At 74.7% G+C, this 14,326-nt stretch carries 12 protein-coding genes and 1 pseudogene; 8 read left to right on the top strand and 5 right to left on the bottom strand.

All coding sequences use genetic code 11. The annotated features are described in order from the left end of the window. Position 1: 1 nt before the first annotated feature. Positions 2-982 (bottom strand): DUF6461 domain-containing protein, encoded by a 981-nt coding sequence (locus tag CLV70_RS00550; protein ID WP_106124320.1) that lies wholly within the window; start codon positions 980-982, stop codon positions 2-4. Positions 983-1,057: 75 nt separating this feature from the next. Between CLV70_RS00550 and CLV70_RS00545 the strand changes: the two genes are divergently transcribed. The 3 genes from CLV70_RS00545 (at position 1,058) to CLV70_RS00535 (ending at position 3,921) form a co-directional block, all read left to right on the top strand. Continuing rightward, a complete protein-coding gene (locus CLV70_RS00545; RefSeq protein ID WP_106124319.1) occupies positions 1,058-2,710 on the top strand; it encodes a serine/threonine-protein kinase in 1,653 nt (550 codons plus the stop codon). Between the two features lie 135 nt (positions 2,711-2,845). Continuing rightward, positions 2,846-3,682: a GAF domain-containing protein gene (locus CLV70_RS00540; RefSeq protein WP_106124318.1), complete on the top strand. Its 837-nt coding sequence runs from the start codon at positions 2,846-2,848 to the stop codon at positions 3,680-3,682. Between the two features lie 41 nt (positions 3,683-3,723). Continuing rightward, positions 3,724-3,921 (top strand): hypothetical protein, encoded by a 198-nt coding sequence (locus CLV70_RS00535; protein WP_106124317.1) that lies wholly within the window; start codon positions 3,724-3,726, stop codon positions 3,919-3,921. Positions 3,922-3,930: 9 nt separating this feature from the next. On the opposite strand, the gene CLV70_RS00530 is transcribed toward CLV70_RS00535, so the two are convergent. Together CLV70_RS00530 and CLV70_RS00525 are read right to left on the bottom strand one after the other, a co-directional pair. After that, positions 3,931-5,013, bottom strand: coding sequence for a glutamate-cysteine ligase family protein (locus CLV70_RS00530; RefSeq protein WP_106124316.1), 1,083 nt, complete (start codon positions 5,011-5,013; stop codon positions 3,931-3,933). A 134-nt stretch (positions 5,014-5,147) separates the two neighbouring features. Continuing rightward, on the bottom strand, positions 5,148-5,855 hold the full coding sequence (locus tag CLV70_RS00525) for a hypothetical protein (RefSeq protein ID WP_146163910.1): 708 nt from the start codon (positions 5,853-5,855) through the stop codon (positions 5,148-5,150). Positions 5,856-6,159: 304 nt separating this feature from the next. Between CLV70_RS00525 and CLV70_RS00520 the strand changes: the two are divergent. Further along, positions 6,160-6,936, top strand: a pseudogene (locus CLV70_RS00520) (isocitrate lyase/PEP mutase family protein); the annotation flags it as partial. A 269-nt stretch (positions 6,937-7,205) separates the two neighbouring features. After that, entirely contained in the window at positions 7,206-7,595 is a 390-nt protein-coding gene (locus tag CLV70_RS00515; RefSeq protein ID WP_106124314.1) for a DnaJ family domain-containing protein, read from the top strand. Positions 7,596-7,638: 43 nt separating this feature from the next. On the opposite strand, the gene CLV70_RS40255 is transcribed toward CLV70_RS00515, so the two are convergent. Next, on the bottom strand, positions 7,639-9,420 hold the full coding sequence (locus tag CLV70_RS40255) for a DUF6114 domain-containing protein (protein WP_211303591.1): 1,782 nt from the start codon (positions 9,418-9,420) through the stop codon (positions 7,639-7,641). 83 nt (positions 9,421-9,503) lie between these two features. Then, complete coding sequence (locus CLV70_RS00505) at positions 9,504-10,133, bottom strand: DUF6230 family protein (RefSeq protein WP_106124313.1); 630 nt, start codon at positions 10,131-10,133, stop codon at positions 9,504-9,506. Positions 10,134-10,550: 417 nt separating this feature from the next. Here CLV70_RS00505 and CLV70_RS00500 point away from each other — a divergent pair, with 417 nt between their 5' ends. The 3 genes from CLV70_RS00500 (at position 10,551) to CLV70_RS41635 (ending at position 14,323) form a co-directional block, all read left to right on the top strand. After that, a complete protein-coding gene (locus tag CLV70_RS00500) occupies positions 10,551-11,732 on the top strand; it encodes a histidine kinase dimerization/phospho-acceptor domain-containing protein (RefSeq protein ID WP_106124312.1) in 1,182 nt (393 codons plus the stop codon). 1 nt (position 11,733) lies between these two features. After that, positions 11,734-13,617, top strand: coding sequence for an ATP-binding protein (locus CLV70_RS00495; protein ID WP_106124311.1), 1,884 nt, complete (start codon positions 11,734-11,736; stop codon positions 13,615-13,617). Positions 13,618-13,711: 94 nt separating this feature from the next. Continuing rightward, positions 13,712-14,323 carry a PT domain-containing protein gene (locus CLV70_RS41635; RefSeq protein WP_146163909.1) on the top strand — a complete coding sequence of 204 codons (612 nt, stop codon included), beginning with the start codon at positions 13,712-13,714 and terminating at the stop codon, positions 14,321-14,323. The last annotated feature ends 3 nt before the right edge of the window (positions 14,324-14,326 follow it).

The following is a 14,326-nucleotide window of genomic DNA, read 5'->3' as shown; positions in this document are numbered from 1 at the left end:
GTCACCGGGCGCTGAGCGCCGCGACCAGCGCCGTCACGGCCTCGTCCGGGCCGGCGCCGGCGTTGCGCAGCGGCCTCAGCGCGGCCCGCAGCGCCACGTCGGCGTCGCGGTCCAGCACGCCCCGCAGCGCGATCGCGAACGCGCGCAGGCCCTTCTCCTCCGGGGCGTCCAGCCACTCGCGGACCTGGCGGCCCAGCGGGGAGCCGGCCGCGACCGGCTCCCCGCCCCCGCGCGCCGCCCGGTCCAGGGCGGCGTCGAGGCCCGGGGCACCGGCCACGCCCACGGCGGCGGCGCGGCGGCGCATCTCTGCCGCGGCGACCTCACGTTTCCGCTCGTCGGTGGCCTGCTCCGCGGCGGCGAACAGGGCCGCGAAGCGGGGACCGGGGCGCAGCAGATCGGCCGGGCGCGGCGGGCTGACGAACCACGGCTCGATCCGCGCCGACAGCCGGGGCGGGCCGAGCGGATCCTCCGGCAGGCGGGCGCCGGTCAGCCGCTGGGCGAGCACGAGGGCCCGGGCCTCGGCGTCGCGCCACGTCTCCTCGTCCTCGCCGCCGGGCTCCCGCAGCCCCACCGCCCCCATGAGATGCCGCAGCAGCTCCGGGTCGGAACCCCAGGTCAACTCCGGTGCCGGGTACGCCGGATCGAACGCCACCGCCGTGCCGCCGCGGACCGCGTACGTGAACCGGGGTGACGCCCTGTCGTCGCGCAGCACCGACATCGCCTCAGTGCCCCGGGACACCGCCTCCAGCAGCACGTGGTCGGACCCCTCGGCGCCGCCCGGCTCGATCACCACCGTCCAGCGGCCCAGGTCCACCGCGGCGGCGTGGCCGTCCAGCCGCGCGCCGGTGCGCTCGGCGACCGTGTCCTCGTACGCGCCCATCCGGTCCAGCGCGGCGCGCTCGCCGACGCCCTTGACGAAGGTGAGGCAGAACCGGGCGCCGAGCTCCGTCACGCGGGCGCGGGCGTACGCGAGGTCATCCACGCCGCGAACCTTAGCCCGGACCATCGCCGGGCCGGATCGGTGTGACGGATGGCGGCGCCGGGTATATCGGCCCGCATGACTGCGGGACCGGTGGGGGTGGCGGGGCGCTACCGGCTGGGCGAGTCGCTGGGCGCCGGCGGCATGGGCCAGGTGTGGGTCGCCCGGGACGAGGTGCTCGGTCGCGAGGTGGCGGTCAAGGAGATCGTGCTGCCGGAGGACCTCGTCGCCGGCGAGCGCGACTCGGTGCACCGGCGCATGCTCCAGGAGGCACGGGCGGCGGCGCGGCTCAGCCACCCCAACGTGGCGCAGGTCTACGACGTCTTCGAGGACGAGGGCCGGGCCTGGATCGTCATGGAGTACGTCGCCTCCCGCTCGTTGCAGGAGGTCATCCACGACGACGGGCCGCTGACCCCCGTACGGGCCGCGGAGATCGGCCTCGAGCTGGTCGCGGCGCTGGAGGCGGCGCACCGCAAGGGCGTACGGCACCGCGACGTCAAGCCGGCGAACGTGCTTCTGGGCCACGACGGCCGGGTGGTGCTGACCGACTTCGGGATCGCCTCCATCGACGGCGACAGCGTCATCACCACCACCTCCGAGGTGGTGCTGGGCTCGCCGCAGTACATGTCGCCGGAGCGGGCGACCGACGGCACGGCCGAGGCCTCGTCGGACCTGTGGTCGCTCGGCGCCACCCTCTACGCCGCGGTCGAGGGACGCTCGCCGTTCGCCCGCCCGTCGGCGATGGGCACGCTGACCGCGCTGGCCGCGGACGAACCGGATCCGGCGGTACGGGCGGGAGCGCTGCAACCGGTCCTCGACGGGCTGCTGCGCAAGGACCCGGCGGAGCGCATCGACATCGCCGAGACGCGGCGGCGCCTGCGCGCGGTGCTCGCCGGGAGCGCCCCGCCCCCGCGCGACGAGCCCGCCCCGGAGCCGGCCGCCGGCCCCACCGGCCCCACGGTCCCCACCGCCGCCGGGCCGACCGACCCCGCCGGCCCGACCGACCTGACCGGCCCGCGCCGGCGCCGGCGGCTCGTGCTGCTGGCGTCGGTGATCGTGGCGGTGCTGGTCGCGGGCGCGCTGATCTTCCGGCTGGCGACCCGTACCGGTCCCGGATCGGGCACCCGGGCGCAGGAGCCGCCGGCCACCACCGCCACCACGGCCCCGGCGGCGCCCGCGCCCGTACCCTCGGCACCGGGGTCGTCGCCGGCGAACGCCGGACCCGGGCGGGCGACCGCGAAGCCACCGGCGAAGACCACGGTCAGGAACACCGGCCGGGTCCTGCCGCCCCGCCCGTCCGGCTGGCGCGACTACCGGGACCCGACCGGTTTCGCCCTGTACGTGCCCGAGGGCTGGAACCGCTCCCGGGACGGCTCGATCGTCTACTTCCGCAACCCGCGCGGAGGCGGCACGCTCGGCATCGACCAGACCGACGAGCCGAAGTGGGACCCGGTGGCGGACTGGCGCGGCAAGCGAGACCACCGCGTCGGGGCCGGCGAGTTCCCGGGCTACAAGGAGATCCACATCCGCGAGGTGTCCTACTTCCGCAAGGCCGCCGACTGGGAGTACACCTTCAACGGCAGCAACACCCGCCAGCACGTGAACAACCGCGGCGTGGTGACCTCGGCGCACCAGGCGTACGGAATCTACTGGCAGACCCCCGACCGCGCCTGGGCCGCCGCGCGCAAGGATCTCCAATTGATTTTCGACAGCTTCCGCCCGGCGACCTAGAGTCGCGTTCCTTTCACGCCATTCCTGGTGCCGTTCTGTCGTGCCGCCGACCCGGTGAAGTCCGCGATTCGCGAACGGGCCTCACCGGTCTCGCTACGATTGAGCCGTAAGCCGGATGGCGGGCTGGAGGCAGCAGTGCCTGGTGCGGAACGCGAAACGCGGCTGTCCCACCTGCTGCGGCTGTCCGGATTCGCCGCGACCGCCGCGACGCCGTTGTTCGCCGCCGCGGCGAGCCAGGCGAGCGGTGCGGACCGCTGGAAATGGGCCGCCGCCTCCGCCGTGGCGGCGCTCTACGTCGCGGTTGCCACCTATCTGGTGCAGCGGCAGCTGAAGGCCGCGGCGACGGCCGCCGCCGACCGGCTCGACTCCGCCCTCGGCAAGGTGGCCCCGCCGCTGATCGACACCCTGCACGACCTGTGCCTCGCCCCCGACGTGGAGAGCCGCAGCAAGGCCATGGGCCACCTCCAGGCGGTCGTGCTGGACAGCGCCCGGACCTGCGGCGACGCGGACACCCGGGCAGCGCTCTATCTGCTGAGTAATCACCGGCCTCACCGGTCCGGCGAATGCCTCGTCCGCGAGAAGCACCGCGGCCGCAACGACCCGCCGAGAGAGCGATTCTGCAGCGCGAACGGCGATGAGGACAAAGAGGTCCTGAAAATGACGAACGGGACCCGGATAGAGCTCTATCCGGACATCCGGTCGAATCCGCCGCGGGGTGTCTACAACGCGAAGGAACGGGTCTACCGGTCCCTCATGTTCGTCCCGGTGCGGACCAGGAAGAAATCATTCGGAATGCTCTCGGTCGACCACCCCCGGCAGAAGGTGTTCACCGACAGCGACAAGGATCTGCTGATCGTGCTGGCGAACAGCCTCGGCGTGGCGATGGCGATCAACGAGGACGCCGCCGCGCGGGCCGGGCAGGAGACTATGAAGGCGCAGCCGGCGTCTTCCAGGCGACAGCCGCAACGCTGACGGCATTGCGGCCGCATGAGGGGGATGAAGTGGTGAGCGGTATGCAGAAGGTCCCGAGCAGTCCCGTCCGGAAGGAGATCTTCCGCGAGGACACCCAGCGCTATCTCCGCGGGGAGATCAGCGGCGACGAGTACTTCGCGCTCGGGACGGGGGACGACGATCCGGCACCCGGTGACTTCTTCCGGGGGATGCGCTCCGGCGGCGATCACCGGGAGGCCGGAGCTGCCGCCGCGCGCTGACCGCGCCGGTCACAGGCGGTGCGGGGCGGTGGCGCGCTCCAGCACGTCGTCGGCCGGGCAGCGGCCGCGCATGACGTAGCGCTCGACGAAGGCCGCGACCGCGTCCCGCAGGTCGCGCGACACCCCCTGCCGGGCCAGGCTCTCGTACGCGGCGAGGAAGCACAGCTTCGCGGCGGCGGCCAGGTGCGGATCGCTCAGGCCGTCGCGGGCGGCGCGCTCCCACAGGCCCGGGATCGTCCGCAGCGGCTCGGTGGCGGTGAGCGCCTGCACCGCCGCGCGCGGGTCGTCCAGGAGCGCGGCCGTGACCGCCACCGGGATCCGCCAGCCCGCGCCCGGCTGCCGGTCCGCGACGTCGATCTCGAGGTGCCGGCGGGCCGCGACCGGTGGCCGTACGCCGCGCAGATGCCGGGTCAGGTCGGCGATCCCCGGCCGGACGGCCGGCCCGGAGCGGGTCCACTGCCGCAGCGTGCGCCCGGTCGCGGCGACCTGCGCGTCCATCACGAGGGCGGTCCAGTCGGCGCGCGGGTCCGCCGTGCAGGGCCGCAGCCGCCGCAGCGCCTGACGGTTGCTGCGCCAGCCGGTGGGACGTCCCCGCCGCAGCGGCGAGTTGGCGAACGCGGCGGCGAGCACGGGCGCGAGGGCGTGCGCCAGCGCCCACCGCCGGCGCAGCCCGAGCAGGCCGTCCTCGTCGAGCCCCGCCTCCAGCGCCACCCGTACGCCGGCGGTGCCCCACGCCGGCGACGGGCCCGCCACTGCCGGATCGACATCGTCGGACGCCTCCTCCAGCACGGTGACACCCTGCCCGCCCAGCAACGGCAGGGGCAGCGGCAGATCCTCGGCCATGCGGGCGATCGCGACGTCGATGCCCGGCGACGGCGGCCCGCTGACCACGGCCACCCGCGCCGAACGGGCGGTGAGGAAGCCGTGCCGCAGCCGCGGGCGCTCGGCCACCAGCGACCCGGTGAACGGCCCCGGCAGACCCGGATGGGCCAGCAGCAGGTCGACGGCGACCCCGACGAACCCGGGCCGCGAGGGCGCGAACGCGGTGTCGGCCACAAGCAGCTCGGCGGCCCGTTCAGTCAGCGAAATCATGCCGCGCTCCCTGGTCGACGTGGGTCACCATCCTATCGCACCGATAGAATTTGTGGGTAACGCGGGGCGCGGACCGGGAGACGCGTCCGCGCGGGTCCGGTGACGGGCCCGCGCGGTCCGGGGTGGCGTGCGCTTCAGCCGCCCATCATCGAGCCGGACCTTCCGCCCATGAACCCGGCGTGCGGCATCTCGCCCGCTGCCCCGGCGCCGGGCATCCCGGCCGGTGTCCCGGCACGGGGCATGTCGCCCGGCGTCCCGGCGCCGGGCATCCCGGCCGGTGTCCCGGCACGGGGCATCTCGCCCGTGCTCGACGCGCCGAGGAGCAGGCAGGTGGGCCCGGCCTGGATCGACCCGACGCCGGGGCGGATCGGGTGGTCACCGAAGAGCAGCGCCAACCGGCCGGCAGGCACCAGATATCCCCGGCCGCCCCCGGGCAGCGTGACGAACCGCCCGGCCTTGCCGTACCGGGCCGCGACCTCGTCGAACGACATGCCGACCCGCGCGCCCGCCGCCGTACGGACGTCGCCGGTCGCCGTCTCGACCACCATGAGCGCGCCCCGGTGGAAGGTGAGCAGCAGCTGGCCGGCCCAGTCGCCGGTGGACACGGCGCTCGCGGTCCCGGGCCGGTCCGGATCGGTGGCGACCGCGTCGACCAGCCCGGCCTCGGTGAGCCGGGACAGCGCAACCCCGATACGGTACGGCCCCGCGCCCGTGACCCGCAGAACATGGTCGGCGGCGCCCGCGGGTACCCCGGCGGACGGGCCGGCACCCGCCAGGACGGCGGCTCCACCGAGGACGGTGCCCAGAACCAGGGCCAGAACCACCCGGATACGGTGTGCCATCGCGATCACCTCGCTCGGCGGCCCGCCGGTGACCTCCGTGCCGCGGACCGGGCCGCACCCCCAGCCTGGCGCCCCGCGCCCCCGCCCGGCAGAGTCGGACGGCCCGGGACGACCGGCCCTGCGCGGCGCATTCGCCTTCCGTGGCGCATTCGCCTTCCGTGGCGCATTCGCCTTCCGTGGCGCATTCGCCCTGCGTGGCGCATTCGCCCTGCGTGGCGTGCCCGTCCGGCGGCGTGGCGTGGTCAGGGTGCCCAGGCCGGGTCCGGGTCCGGCAACCCGGTCAGCCCCCGATTCCCCTGCCGGGATGACCCTGACCGTGCGGCCGGTGCCGATCCGGGTCACCCAACCGCTGGTAGGCACCGAGCCTTTCCGGCCGTACGGTGACGGCATGGCCGATTTTCGCGCCCTGCACCGGCCGGGCGATCCGCTGGTATTGCCGAATGCCTGGGACGTGGCCTCCGGGCTGGCCCTGGCCGCCGCCGGTTTCGCCGCGGTGGGCACCACCAGCCTCGGCGTCGCCGCCACCCACGGGCTGCCGGACGGGTTCGGCCGGACCCGGGCGGAGACGCTCGCCCTGGCCCGGCGGCTGGCCCGGCTGCCGGTGCCGCTCACCGTGGACGTCGAGGGCGGCTTCGGCGAGGGGCCGGACGGGGTCGCCGATCTCGCCGCCGAACTGGCCGAGGCCGGGGTGGCGGGCATCAACCTGGAGGACGGGCGTCCCGGCGGGACCCTGGCGCCGGCCGCGGTGCAGGCCGAGCTGATCGCCGCGGTCAAGGCCACGGTCCCGGACCTGTTCGTGAACGCGCGTACGGACACGCACTGGCTCACCGCCACCCCGCCGCCGCTGCACGTGACGCTGGCGCGGCTGGAGACGTACGTGGCCGCGGGCGCGGACGGGGTGTTCGTGCCGGGACTGCGGGACGCGGCGGCCGTGCGTACGGTGGCGGGAACGGTCGGGGTGCCGCTCAACGTGCTGGCGGCACCGGGGGTGACGGTCCCGCAGCTCGCCGCCCTGGGGGTGGCCCGGGTGAGCATGGGCTCCCTGCTGTTCCGGGCGGCGCTCGGCGCGGCCCTGACGACCGCCGCGGCCGTGGCGGCGGGGGAGCCGACACCGGAGAACGTCCCCACCTACGCCGACGTCGACGCCCTCTCGTCCGACGCCGCCCTTTCGTCCGACGCCGCCCGATACCCCCGCCGCGCCCCGCGCCCCGCCGCGCGCCCCCGCGCGCCGCCGCCGGGGAGCGTGCCGCAGGAAACGTGTCGCGGGGGTGCGCCGCCGGGTGCATGCGCGGGGAGCCCGTTGACGACGGCGATCTGGCGGGTGCGGGGCGCCGACCTAGACTGGGGTGCATGGCGAGCTGGTATGAGTCGCACATCGACCGCAAGATCCGTGAGGCACAGGAGCAGGGGCAGTTCGACGACCTGCCGGGCGCCGGGAAGCCGCTCAGCGACCACGGCCGGGAGTACGACGAGGACTGGTGGGTCAAGGACTGGCTGCGGCGTGAGGGTGCGACCGCCGGGGCGCTGCCGCCCACGCTCGCGCTGCGGCGGGAGGCCGAGGATCTGCGGGAGATGGTCGACCGGCGGACGTCGGAGGCCGATGTGCGCGCCTACGTGGCGGCGCTCAACGAGCAGTTGCGCAAGGCGCGGGCAGGGCTGCTCGACGGCCCGCCGGTGCTGCTCCCGCCGCTGGACCCGGACGCGGTCGTCCGCGGATGGCGCGAACGCCGCACCCCCTGACCCGCAGCGAGCCGGGCCGGCGGCGGGCTCACTGCGGCCGGGATCAGGCCTTCTCGGTCACCTTGAGCGGGTCTGCGGTGAGCTTGTCGCAGCGGACGAACGCCAGCTGGATCGACACGTCGGTGAACCACAGCTTCTTCAGGGTGAGCGGCGGCGGCTGTTCCGGGGTGAAGGTCACGGGGATCAGCCCGAACAGCTTGCCCTTGAACTTCGGGGTGTAGAAGCGGACGTTGCCCTCGGTGGTGAGGGCGTTGCTGTCGATGATCGTCCGGTGGCCGTTCTTCTCCGGGATGGTCAGCTTGAAGGGCTCCGTCACCGACTTGGTCATGCTGAACTTGAGCGCCTTCAGGGTGCCGGTCGCGGTCGGCAGGTCGATCACGCCGTCGTAGGTGGAGTTGTACATCGTCAGCTTCTTGCCCTCGAGGGTGCCGCCCTTGAGGGACACGGTGGGTACGTCGTCCGGGCCCGCCTCCTTGAAGACCCGGGGGCCGAGGCACGGGATGTCGTCCAGGCTCGGCGTCGCGGACGGGGACGCCGGGCCCGACGGGGTCGCGGTTCCGGGCGTGCCGCTGTCGCCGGGCTCCGGCTTGCCGGTCGGGCCGTCCTGCGGGCCGGAGCCGGGCGCGGTCGTGGCGGGCACGGACGGGGCAGGGCCGGGCGATTCCGGCGGGGTGGCGCTCGGGGAGGCGCTCGGCGTCTCGTCGTCGCCGATGCCGAGCAGGTCACCGACGCCGTCGACCAGGCCGTTCAGGCCGTCGACGATGGGGTTGCCGGATTTCCCGTCGCCCTCCTCGGCCTCGTCCGTCTTCGCCGGCGAGCTCTTGCCCGGTGAGGACGGCGAGGACGGCGAGGACGGAGGGGCGCTCTTGCGGGCCGCGGGCGGCGAGGTACGGGTGCGGGCCTTGGTCCTGGCCGCGGCGGCGGAGGCCGAGGCCGACGACTGGCGGGCGATCTCCCTCTTGGCGGCGGCGGCCGGGCGCGACGGCAGGCCTTCGGGGCACTGCTCCTCGGCGCGGGCGGGCGTGCGGCCGGCGGTGACCAGCGCGGCGCTCAGCACCAGCGGCACCAGCGTGATGACCAGCGCCTTGCGGTGCACCCCACCGGCCGGCGGCGAGGGCGGCTCGGCCGGCCCGGATCCCGACGCCCCAGGCCCGGCGGGACGAGGCCCACCGGCCCCGGACCCACCGGCCCCGGACCCACCGGCCCCGGACCCACCGGCCCCGGACCCACCGGCCCCGGCGCCCGAGCCCGGCCCGGGGCCCGGGCCGGGGCCTTGATCGTCCGCATGCGACCCGAATCCGGGCACGATGCCGGAGCGCAGCACCGCCGTGTCGTCCGGCGAAGGGCCTGCCAGGGACCGGGTGGCGGTGACGTCGGAGTCCGGCGGGGCGCCGTAGGGAAGCTCCGCCGGCTCCTCGGCCCCGGTGGAGGGCGGGGCCGGAGCTGGGGCGGCCGGCGCGGGCCGGGCCGGGGACCAGGCGAGCACCAGCGCGCCGCCGAAGATGCCGAGCACCATGCCGAGGCCGAAGCCGCCGAAGTTCAGGCCGATCAGCGAGTAGACCGCGGTGAGCAGGCCGAGGATGCCGTAGAAGAGCCGCTGGCCGGGCGTCACCCAGGTGAGGACGCCGCAGAGCAGGAGCAGCAGGGGCAGCAGGTAGGAGAGGAAGCCCTCCGGCCCGAAGTGGACCTGCAGGTCGCCGAGCGTCAGGTTGGCGCTGAGGAACAGCTCCAGCCCGGCGATGAGGAGCAGGAGCCCGCCCCAGAACGGCCGGGTGCGCCGCCAGTGGCGGAACCCGCCGCCGGTCGACGTACTTGGTGTTGCCACGTACTCCTCCAGTCAGGTGGTGCTGGGCCCCCGGCATAGGTGAGGCCCGCGGATGGTGCACTCCGCGGGCCTCGGATGGTGCGTCAGTAGCACTCCGCCGGCTTGCCGCCGCTCGGGTCGAAGTTGACCTTCAGGTTGAGCCCGTTGAGCGTGAACGTTCCCGCCGTGGTGGAGACGGCGGTCTGGCGCAGGCCGGTGATGGTGACGTGCTTGGCCTCCTGGCCGAACATGCCCTCCGCGCCCTTCGCGTCCTTGCCGCCCAGGCCCAGGGTGGAGGCGTCCTGACCGATGTTGATGTCGGTGAACTCGGCGTCGCCGCTGAGCTCGCTGACACCGATCAGCAGGTTGGTGGCCGCCGCCGGCTTGGCGTCGTCCCGCCCGGCCCGGATGGTGAGGCTGATGGGCAGGCCAGGAGTCTTCACCGACTGGCACAGGTTGTACAGCTTCGCCGACGTGATCCCGGACATGGCGACCGGGATCTTCGTCCCGTCCTTCTTCTCGACGAAGCTGCCGTACTGGGCGAACCCGGTGCCGTCGAGCTTGTCGGCCGAGATCTTGAACGTCTGGCCGGAGACGGCGAACGAGGCGGCGAACGCCCCGTTGGCCATTCCGAAGACCAAGGCACCGGCTGCCGCGGCGGGCACCACCGCCGCTACGGCGAAACGGCGCCAGTTGGTGCGACCGTATGCCGGATCGCCTTGCGCATCCTTCACGGATCCTCCTCGTACGTAATGGGGAACGGCCCGGCCGCACCGCCCCGCGGCACGCAGCGGAAATGAGACCCGTCGATGCGGCCGTCTTAACGTGCGGGAAATGTTGCCTCCACCGGGTGGCCGGTACAAGGGGCGCGGCTACCGGCCGGTAACGTCACCGAAACTCCATTGACTACGCACCGTGACGGGTTGGGGGGTCCGCATCCCGGAGATGCCTCCGTACCGGACACATCGGTCGACGTGCATCCTTGTGATCGTCACCACACGTACACAAGGGAGGCAGGTTACGGATAGGTAACAACTTTCAGGAAGCTCTCAGGTCTGTGCACGGCGCGTGCGCGCAGGCCCCGTTCAGATCGGTCCTTCAGGTGCCGAAATACCTCACGTCGGGTACGCGCGAGGGAGGGGCCACCACCGGTGAGCGGAGACGAACGCGCACGTCTCGCCGCGCTGCACGAGTACCGCCTGCTCGACGCGCCCGCCGACGACGAGCTCGAGGCGGTCGTCCGGGTGGCCGCGACGGTGGCCGGAGTGCCCACCGCCACGCTGAACCTGATCGACGAGCACCGGCAGTGCCAGCTCACCACCACCGGCTTCGAGGGCGGCGACTCGGACCGGGCCGACTCGATGTGCGCCGTACGGTTCGAGTCCGGCGAGTTCGTCCACGTCCCCGACGCCAGCCGCGACCCGGTCTACGCGGCGAACCCCTGGGTCACCGGGCTCCTCGCCGACGTGCGCTTCTACGCCTCCGCGCCGCTGGTCACGCCCCAGGGCCACGCACTCGGCACCCTGTGCGTCTTCGACTCCGTGCCGCGACGGCTCGACGACGGGCAGATCGCCCGCCTGTGCGACCTCGCCCGGGTGATCCTCGCGCTGTTCGAGCGGCGCCGCCAGGCGCGGGAGAACGCCCGGCTGCTGGCCGAGGCGGAGGAGCGGCGGCAGTTCACCGACGCGGTCCTGGAGACGATCGACGTGGCGGTGGTGGCGGCGGACGCCACCGGGCACCTCAGCCTCTTCAACGGCGCCGGCCGGGAGTGGCACGGCCTGGACGCCGACCCCGCCGTCGACCCGGGCGACCTGGCGGCCCGCTACCGGCTGTTCCGGCCGGACGGCACCACCCCGCTCCCGGCCGGCGAGGTGCCGCTGCTGCGCGCCCTGCACGGCGGCGCCGTCCGGGACGCCGAGATGATCATCAGGCCGGTCGGCGCGGAGCCCCGGCAGGTGGTGGCGAACGGGCGCGCGCTCACCGCCCCGGACGGCACCCGGCTCGGCGCGGTCGTCGCGATGACCGACGTGACCGCCGACCGGGCGCAGCGCCGGGCCCTGGAACGGGCACACGCCGACCTCGCCGCCACCATCGCGGAGCTGAAGCGCTCGAACGCCGATCTGGAGCAGTTCGCCGGGGTGGTCAGCCACGATCTGGCCGCCCCGCTCGCGGTGGTCAACGGCTACCTCGAGCTGATCGCCGACGAGTACGGCGACGTCCTGGACGAGCAGGCGGGCAAGTGGATCACCGCCGCGATCCGGGCGGTGGCCCGGATGCGGGACCTGATCCGGTCGCTGCTGGAGGACGCCGCCGTGCCGGGCGGTGGAGCCTGACATGGGCATGAGGCGCCGCGTCAACGCCGGCTTCCTGATCCTGGTGACGCTCTTCGTCGCGGTGGTCGTGACCCAGATCGTGGTCGACGACCGGCTGCGCGTGCAGCACGCCGCCCGGACCGAGCGGCTGGAACGCGCCCGCGACGCCAACATCGCCGTGCTCCAGCACCTGACCGATGCGGAGACCGGTGTCCGCGGCTTCCAGCTCACCGGCCGGCGGGCCTTCCTCGATCCGTACGACCAGGGCCGGGTGCGCGCCCTGGCGGCGTTCGACGAGGCCGAGGCGAACACCGCGGACCCGGGCGTACGGGACCTGCTGGCGCAGGAGCGGTCCGCGGCCCGGGAGTGGCTGACCGCGTACGCGACGCCCGTCCTGGCCGGCGGGGCGGATCCCGGCACGGCCCGCGGCAAGGAGCTGTTCGACCGGCTGAGGGGCGCCAACGCCGCCGTGGACGACGCGATCGGGGCGCAGCAGGAGGCGTACGCGGCCACCGCCCGCCGCCAGGCCGGACTGGCCCAGGCGGCCTTCGCCGGTCTCGGCGCCGTGCTGCTGGGCGTGGCGATCGCGCTCGGCGCCTGGGGCCGCCGGTTCCTGCTCGCCCCGCTGGAGCACATCCGGGTCACGCTGGACCGGCTCGCCGGCGGGGACCTCTCCGCCCGGGCCGTACCGTCGGGGCCGGCGGAGATGCGCGCCGTCATCGGGACGCTGAACCGGCTCGCCGCCGAGACCGAACGGCTGCTCGCCGCGGACCGGGCCCGGCTGGTACGCACGGAGCTGCGCCAGGCCGCCGGGGTCGAGCTGCGCGCCGGCCCGGCCGGGATCCACCGGGTGGTACGCCTGCTCGGCGAGGCCCTCGGCGCCGAAGCGGTGCACGGACGCGTCTGCACCGAACCCGGCACGACCCTCGGCGGGAGCTGGCCCGAGGACGCCGCGCCCCTGCCCCCGGCGGTGGTGGCGGAGATCCTCGGCGGCGAGCCGGGCACCGTCCTGGCCCTGACCGGGACCGCGGGCGCGCTGGCCGTGCCGCTCGGCGGGGACGCGGACTGCCCGCCGGGGCTGCTCTGCGTCCTGCCCCGCGACGGCCGGGAGTGGACCGGCGACGACCGGCGCCTGCTGGCCACCGTCGCCCGCGAGATCGAGCACTCCGTCGGCCAGCACCGCCTGCGCCACCGCCAGGAGCGGCTCATCACCGAGATGCGGGTGCTCGACGAGCGCAAGGACGCGTTCGTCGCCACCGTCACCCACGAACTGCGCACGCCGCTGACCAGCATCCTCGGCTACACGGAGATGCTGACCGAGGGCGACGGCGGCGACCTGACGGCGATCCAGCGCCGCGGCCTGACCGCGATCCAGCGCAACGCGCACCGCCTCCAGGACACGATCGCGGACCTGATGGTGCTCGACGGCACGCACCGTCCCGGGGCCGGCCAGGGGCCGGTCGACCTGGCCACCCTGGCCCGGTCGGTGCAGGCGGAGGTGGCGCCGGAGGCGGGGGCGCGGGGCGTCGGGCTGACCGGCGAGCTGCATCCGGCCGAGGTGGTCGGCGACGCCCGCCGGCTCGAACGGGTCCTGCGCAACCTGCTCGACAACGCGGTCAAGTTCACGGGTACGGGCGGCCACGTGACCTGCCGGGTGCACGCCGACGACGACGCGGCCGTGGTGGCGGTGAGCGACACCGGCATCGGGATCCCGGAGGCGGACCTGCCGGGGCTGTTCACGCCGTTCCACCGGGGCGCCAACGCGATGGACCGGGCCGTGCAGGGCACCGGCCTCGGGCTGGCCATCGTGCGCACGATCGTCACCGAGCACGGCGGCACGGTCGGCGTCGAATCGAAGCTGGACCGGGGGACGACCTTCACCGTACGGCTGCCGCTGCGCGCCTGACGCCGCCCGCTACCCGGGCGCACCGCCGCCGGCAACCGTTCCGCAACCGTCGGCCCGGAACGTGGACCTCCCCCGATACGAGGAGTTCGTCCTGATGCGTATGCGCCGTTCCGCCGTCGCCGCCCTGCTGGCGGCGGGCATCGTGGTCCCCGCCGTCTCGACCGCCGCCGTCGCCTTCGCGCAGCCGCCGTCGCCGGGGGCCGCCGCGGCCAAGGCCGGGCACAAGCCGACCCAGAAGCCCACCCCCCGGCCCAGCAAGACCACCAAGGCCCCGAAGCCGGTCCGGTTCGCCGCCTCCGGCAAGGTCACCGCGGTCGACGTCGCGGCCGGCACCGTCACGGTGGCAGTCAAGGGCGGCACCAAGGACGTCCGGAAGCGCACCGTCACCGTGGTCGTCCCGGCCAAGGCCTCCGTGCGGGTCAACGGCCGTAAGGCGACCGTGGCCGCGCTGGGCGCCGGCTTCCGGATCGAGCTGATCGGGCGCCGTACCGGCACCGTGTACACCGCCGACGTGGTGCGCGCGACCGGCAGGAAGGTCGTCAAGCCCACGCCGAGCCCGTCCGTGACCCCGAGCCCGTCCGTCCCGCCGACCACGGAGCCCACGGACGACCCGACCGTCGAGCCGACGGACGAGCCCACGGACGACCCGACCGGCGACCCGACGGACGAGCCCACCGTCGAGCCGACGGACGAGCCGACCGCGTAGGCG

The sequence above is a fragment of the Pseudosporangium ferrugineum genome, from assembly GCF_003002065.1.
Classification (GTDB): Bacteria; Actinomycetota; Actinomycetes; order Mycobacteriales; family Micromonosporaceae; genus Actinoplanes; species Actinoplanes ferrugineus_A.
This window is presented reverse-complemented; position numbering and strand designations above follow the sequence as displayed.

Excerpts from the sequence above, each read along its gene's own strand:
- CLV70_RS00530 (WP_106124316.1), bottom strand. The coding sequence starts at position 5,013 with ATGATTTCGCTGACTGAACGGGCCGCCGAGCTGCTTGTGGCCGACACC.
- CLV70_RS00545 (WP_106124319.1), top strand. The coding sequence starts at position 1,058 with ATGACTGCGGGACCGGTGGGGGTGGCGGGGCGCTACCGGCTGGGCGAG.
- CLV70_RS00535 (WP_106124317.1), top strand. The coding sequence starts at position 3,724 with ATGCAGAAGGTCCCGAGCAGTCCCGTCCGGAAGGAGATCTTCCGCGAG.
- CLV70_RS00515 (WP_106124314.1), top strand. The coding sequence starts at position 7,206 with ATGGCGAGCTGGTATGAGTCGCACATCGACCGCAAGATCCGTGAGGCA.
- CLV70_RS00495 (WP_106124311.1), top strand. The coding sequence starts at position 11,734 with ATGGGCATGAGGCGCCGCGTCAACGCCGGCTTCCTGATCCTGGTGACG.
- CLV70_RS41635 (WP_146163909.1), top strand. The coding sequence starts at position 13,712 with ATGCGTATGCGCCGTTCCGCCGTCGCCGCCCTGCTGGCGGCGGGCATC.
- CLV70_RS00525 (WP_146163910.1), bottom strand. The coding sequence starts at position 5,855 with ATGGCACACCGTATCCGGGTGGTTCTGGCCCTGGTTCTGGGCACCGTC.